The following is a 3824-nucleotide window of genomic DNA, read 5'->3' on the forward strand; positions in this document are numbered from 1 at the left end:
CGGCGCGGTGTGTGTCACCGGTCGTGACCTCAGGTGAACCCCAAGGATAACAAATGACCCCACCGGATGCAGGTGAAGGCGGGGATCGAGACGGTCACGGCATCGTGCAGGTGCGCACCTCGCCCGCGACCGCTCGCGTGGTGGTGCGGAACGTGACGCGCTCCTCCGACGTGTCGCCCGGCGACCGGGGCACCTTGACCTCCACGCTGCCGACCGTCGCGAAGTCCTTGGCCAGTGCCCGCACCTGGCAGGTCATCGGCTGCCCCTCCGGCCGGGTCACCTGGAACTTGACCATCACCGTCTGGTCGTCGACGACCTTCGAGCCCAGCGTCTCCCAGGTCGGCACCCCGAGGGTCGCCGAGAGCCCGAACCAGACGGCGAGGGCGATCCCGCCGCCGATGCCGATGGTGCCGACGATCCACCACTTGAGCGTGCCGGGCGCGGGCTTGGGCAAGGACATCACGGGCTCCGTGGGGTCGACGTGGAAGGCGTCGGTGAGGTGAGAGGATGACGGTCGGGTCCAGTCTCTCCCACCGGGGACGGGGCCACGCACCCGGTCGGCCGGCTCGCCCGGTCCCGGCCGACATCCTGACGTGAGGAGACATCGGTGTCCCGTGGCATGCGGCTGATGGCCGTGCACGCCCACCCAGACGACGAGTCGAGCAAGGGCTCGGCGACGACTGCGAAGTACGTCGACGAGGGCTGTCGCGTGCGGGTGGTCTCGTGCACCGGGGGCGAACGCGGCGACATCCTCAACGAGAAGCTCAAGGGCCGACCCGAGATCGAACGCGACCTCGTCGCGTACCGCCGGCGGGAGATGCGGGCCGCCCAACAGGTGCTCGGCTGCGAGCACACCTGGCTCGGCTTCGTCGACTCGGGCCTGCCCGAGGGTGATCCGCCGCCGCCCCTGCCGGAGGACTGCTTCGCCCTCGAGGACCTCGACGTGACGACCGAGGCGCTCGTGCGGGTCGTCCGCGAGTTCCGTCCGCACGTGATGACCACGTACGACGAGAAGGGCGGCTACCCGCATCCCGACCACATCATGTGCCATCGGGTGGCGATGTCGGCCTTCCGCGCCGCCGGGGACCCGGACCGGTACCCGGACGCGGGCGAGCCGTGGCAGCCGCTGAAGCTCTACTACAACAGTGGGCACCGGCTCGAGCGCCTCACGGCGATCCACGAGGCGATGATCGCCGCGGGCCTCGAGAGTCCCTACACGGAGTGGCTCGCCAACTGGAAGCCGCGCCGCCGGGGCCGGGTCACCACGCAGATCGAGTGCGCCGACTACTTCGCGACCCGCGACCGCGCTCTGCTGGCCCACGCCACCCAGGTCGACCCGGACGGGTTCTGGTTCCGCGTCCCGATCCGGCTCCAGCAGCAGGTCTGGCCGCACGAGGACTTCGAGGCCGCCCTGTCGTACGTGCCGATCCACGAGGTCGAGCACGACCTCTTCGCCGGCCTGGGCAGCGCCGAACAGGCCGACGCGCTCGCCAGGACCGGCGGCCTGACCCTCGAATATGACGGGCGGCTGCCCGAGGACCTGCAGGAGACGGCCTGATGGGCGGCACCGAGCACCTTCCGGTCGGGCCCGGGATCCTGGGCTTCATCGCCGTGTTCGTCCTGGCCGTCGCGCTCTGGTTCCTGATGCGCAACATGAACGCGCGGATGCGCCGCATGGCCTACCGCGAGCGGGACCGGCTCGAGCAGGAGCGCCAGCAGCAGGAGGGCGCCGACGGCGGTGCGCCGGGCTCCACCGGGACAGGCACCGAGCCCGGCGAGCACGACTCCGGGCCGGGCGAGCGCGACTGACGCGGCCGGCCGGCGCGGTCGGACCCGCCCTCGAGCGGTCTGCGGCACGTTCGCCGAGGCGGCCCCGGGGCCGGGCTCAGCTCGCGACCGGGTTCGCGGCCACGGCGAGCGCTATCGCCACGAAGTGCGCCGTGAAGGCCGCGAGGGTGAACGCGTGGAAGACCTCGTGGAAGCCGAACCAGCGCGGCGAGGGGTCGGGTCGGCGCGTCGCGTAGACGACCCCGCCCAAGGTGTAGAGCACCCCGCCAAGCGCGATGAGCAACCCGATGACCACGCCACCGACCCGCCAGAAGGGCACGACATAGGCGACCGCCGTCCACCCCAGCAGCAGGTAGAGGCCGGTGTAGAGCCAGCGCGGCGCCCGCACCCAGACGACGCGGAACACGACACCGGCCAGGGCCCCGCCCCAGACGAGGGCCAGCAGCGTACGAGCCCGCGGCCACGGCAGGAGCGTCACCGCGAAGGGCGTGTACGTGCCGGCGATGACGAGGTAGATGTTCGAGTGGTCGAGCCGTTTGAGCACACCGGTCATCCGCGGCCCCCACGTGCCGCGGTGGTAGACGGCCGACACGCCGAACAGCAGCGTCGCCGTGACGGCGAACACCACGGCCGCGGTCCGCACCGCTCCCGGCGGGGCCACGAACGTCAGCACCAGCCCACCGACCAGCGCGCACGGGAACATGCCCAGGTGCAGCCAACCGCGCAGCCGTGGCTTGACCGTGGCCACGAGGTCCCTGACCGTGGCGACGGCGCCATCCGCACCGATCTGCTCGTCCATGGCGAACATGACCAACAGGATAACTTACGGCGCCGTAGGTTACGGGTCGGTAGCCCTGATCGTGAGGTATGCCGCCCGGCTCCGGCAGGCTCTCGCGGAGCCGTTCCGGGGGGCCCGCGTGTGCCGCGGCCGCAGCCCTGCCCCGCGGGGTAGGTTGGCTTGCGCGGCTTCGCCGAGGGGCCGCCGGACGACTCGAGGAGGATGCCGGTGGGCTGGCGGGACATGGTCTACGGCGCCTACGAGCGGCGCGTGGCAAGGGAGCTGCCACGCGAGTCGATGCCCCGACACGTCGCGGTCATGCTCGACGGCAACCGGCGCTGGGCCAGGGCCCGCGGCGAGGGCACCGCCACCGGACACCAGGCGGGAGCGGACAAGATCGAGGACCTGCTCACCTGGTGCGAGCGGGCCGGTGTGGAGTACGTCACCCTCTGGCTGCTGTCGACCGACAACCTGACCCGCGACCCCGAGGAGCTGACCCCGCTCCTGCAGATCATCGACAACGCCGTGTGCGACCTGGCCGATGCGCGGCGCTGGCGCCTTACCCTTGTCGGCGCGCCGGACCTGCTGCCGGGCGACACCGCCCGTAGCCTGCGCGCGTCGGTCGAACGCACCACCGATGTCGACGGGATGACCGTCAACATCGCCGTCGCCTACGGGGGCCGGCGAGAGATCGCCGACGCCGTCCGGGCGATGCTCCGGGCCCGGGCCGCCCAGGGGCAGAGCCTCGAGCAGATCGCCGCGGACCTCACCGTCGAGGACATCGCCGAACACCTTTACACCAAGGGCCAGCCCGACCCCGACCTGGTCATCCGCACCAGCGGGGAGCAGCGCCTCGGCGGGTTCCTGCTCTGGCAGAGCGCCCGGTCCGAGTTCTACTTCTGCGAGGCCTACTGGCCCGACTTCCGGCACGTCGACTTCCTCCGCGCGCTGCGCGCCTACGCCGGACGGCACCGTCGCTTCGGCGCTTGAGCGGCGCGTCCGCGTGGCCTGCTCGGCCGGTGCGACGGGCCTGCTCGAGTGCGGCTCCGCCGCGAGCGGGTCGGTGCTCCCCGCCGGGTGGGCGGCGGCGGCATACCGCCGCCCGGAGCCGGTGCCGTCCGCGCCCACACCAGCCGCACGCACGCGCGGCGTCCTGCGGCCGATTTGCCTTTCGAGCCGGCGCCTGTCACTGTTGAAACCGAAAGATCACAAGTTGGTAACGAAGCCGGGTCCTTCCCGCCGTCACCGACCACCCCCG

Annotated in this window: 5 protein-coding genes; 3 read left to right on the forward strand and 2 right to left on the reverse strand. The window is 71.9% G+C overall.

Annotated features, from left to right (window positions below):
- Positions 1 to 94 precede the first annotated feature (94 nt).
- Entirely contained in the window at positions 95 to 460 is a 366-nt protein-coding gene (locus WMI84_RS17400) for a DUF4307 domain-containing protein (protein ID WP_347355037.1), read from the reverse strand.
- 147 nt (positions 461 to 607) lie between these two features.
- Here WMI84_RS17400 and mca point away from each other — a divergent pair, with 147 nt between their 5' ends.
- Positions 608 to 1558, forward strand: coding sequence for a mycothiol conjugate amidase Mca (gene mca / locus WMI84_RS17405; RefSeq protein WP_347355038.1), 951 nt, complete (start codon positions 608 to 610; stop codon positions 1556 to 1558).
- Positions 1558 to 1809, forward strand: a complete 252-nt coding sequence (locus WMI84_RS17410; protein ID WP_347355039.1) for a hypothetical protein — start codon at positions 1558 to 1560, stop codon at positions 1807 to 1809. The genes mca and WMI84_RS17410 overlap by 1 nt, the downstream gene beginning before the upstream one ends.
- A gap of 76 nt (positions 1810 to 1885) precedes the next feature.
- On the opposite strand, the gene WMI84_RS17415 is transcribed toward WMI84_RS17410, so the two are convergent.
- The gene (locus WMI84_RS17415) at positions 1886 to 2596 is read right to left on the reverse strand and encodes a hemolysin III family protein (RefSeq protein ID WP_347355040.1); all 711 of its coding nucleotides are present in this window, start codon (positions 2594 to 2596) and stop codon (positions 1886 to 1888) included.
- 192 nt (positions 2597 to 2788) lie between these two features.
- On the opposite strand from WMI84_RS17415, the gene WMI84_RS17420 reads away from it, so the two are divergent.
- Positions 2789 to 3556 (forward strand): isoprenyl transferase, encoded by a 768-nt coding sequence (locus tag WMI84_RS17420; RefSeq protein ID WP_347355041.1) that lies wholly within the window; start codon positions 2789 to 2791, stop codon positions 3554 to 3556.
- Positions 3557 to 3824: the final 268 nt, after the last annotated feature.

Source organism: Intrasporangium sp. (assembly GCF_039812505.1).
Taxonomy (GTDB): Bacteria; Actinomycetota; Actinomycetes; order Actinomycetales; family Dermatophilaceae; genus Intrasporangium_A.

Bases quoted from the DNA above. Each gene is read 5' to 3' on its own strand.
- WMI84_RS17415 (WP_347355040.1), bottom strand. From the start codon at position 2,596: ATGTTCGCCATGGACGAGCAGATCGGTGCGGATGGCGCCGTCGCCACG.
- WMI84_RS17400 (WP_347355037.1), bottom strand. From the start codon at position 460: ATGTCCTTGCCCAAGCCCGCGCCCGGCACGCTCAAGTGGTGGATCGTC.
- WMI84_RS17410 (WP_347355039.1), top strand. From the start codon at position 1,558: ATGGGCGGCACCGAGCACCTTCCGGTCGGGCCCGGGATCCTGGGCTTC.
- WMI84_RS17420 (WP_347355041.1), top strand. From the start codon at position 2,789: ATGCCGGTGGGCTGGCGGGACATGGTCTACGGCGCCTACGAGCGGCGC.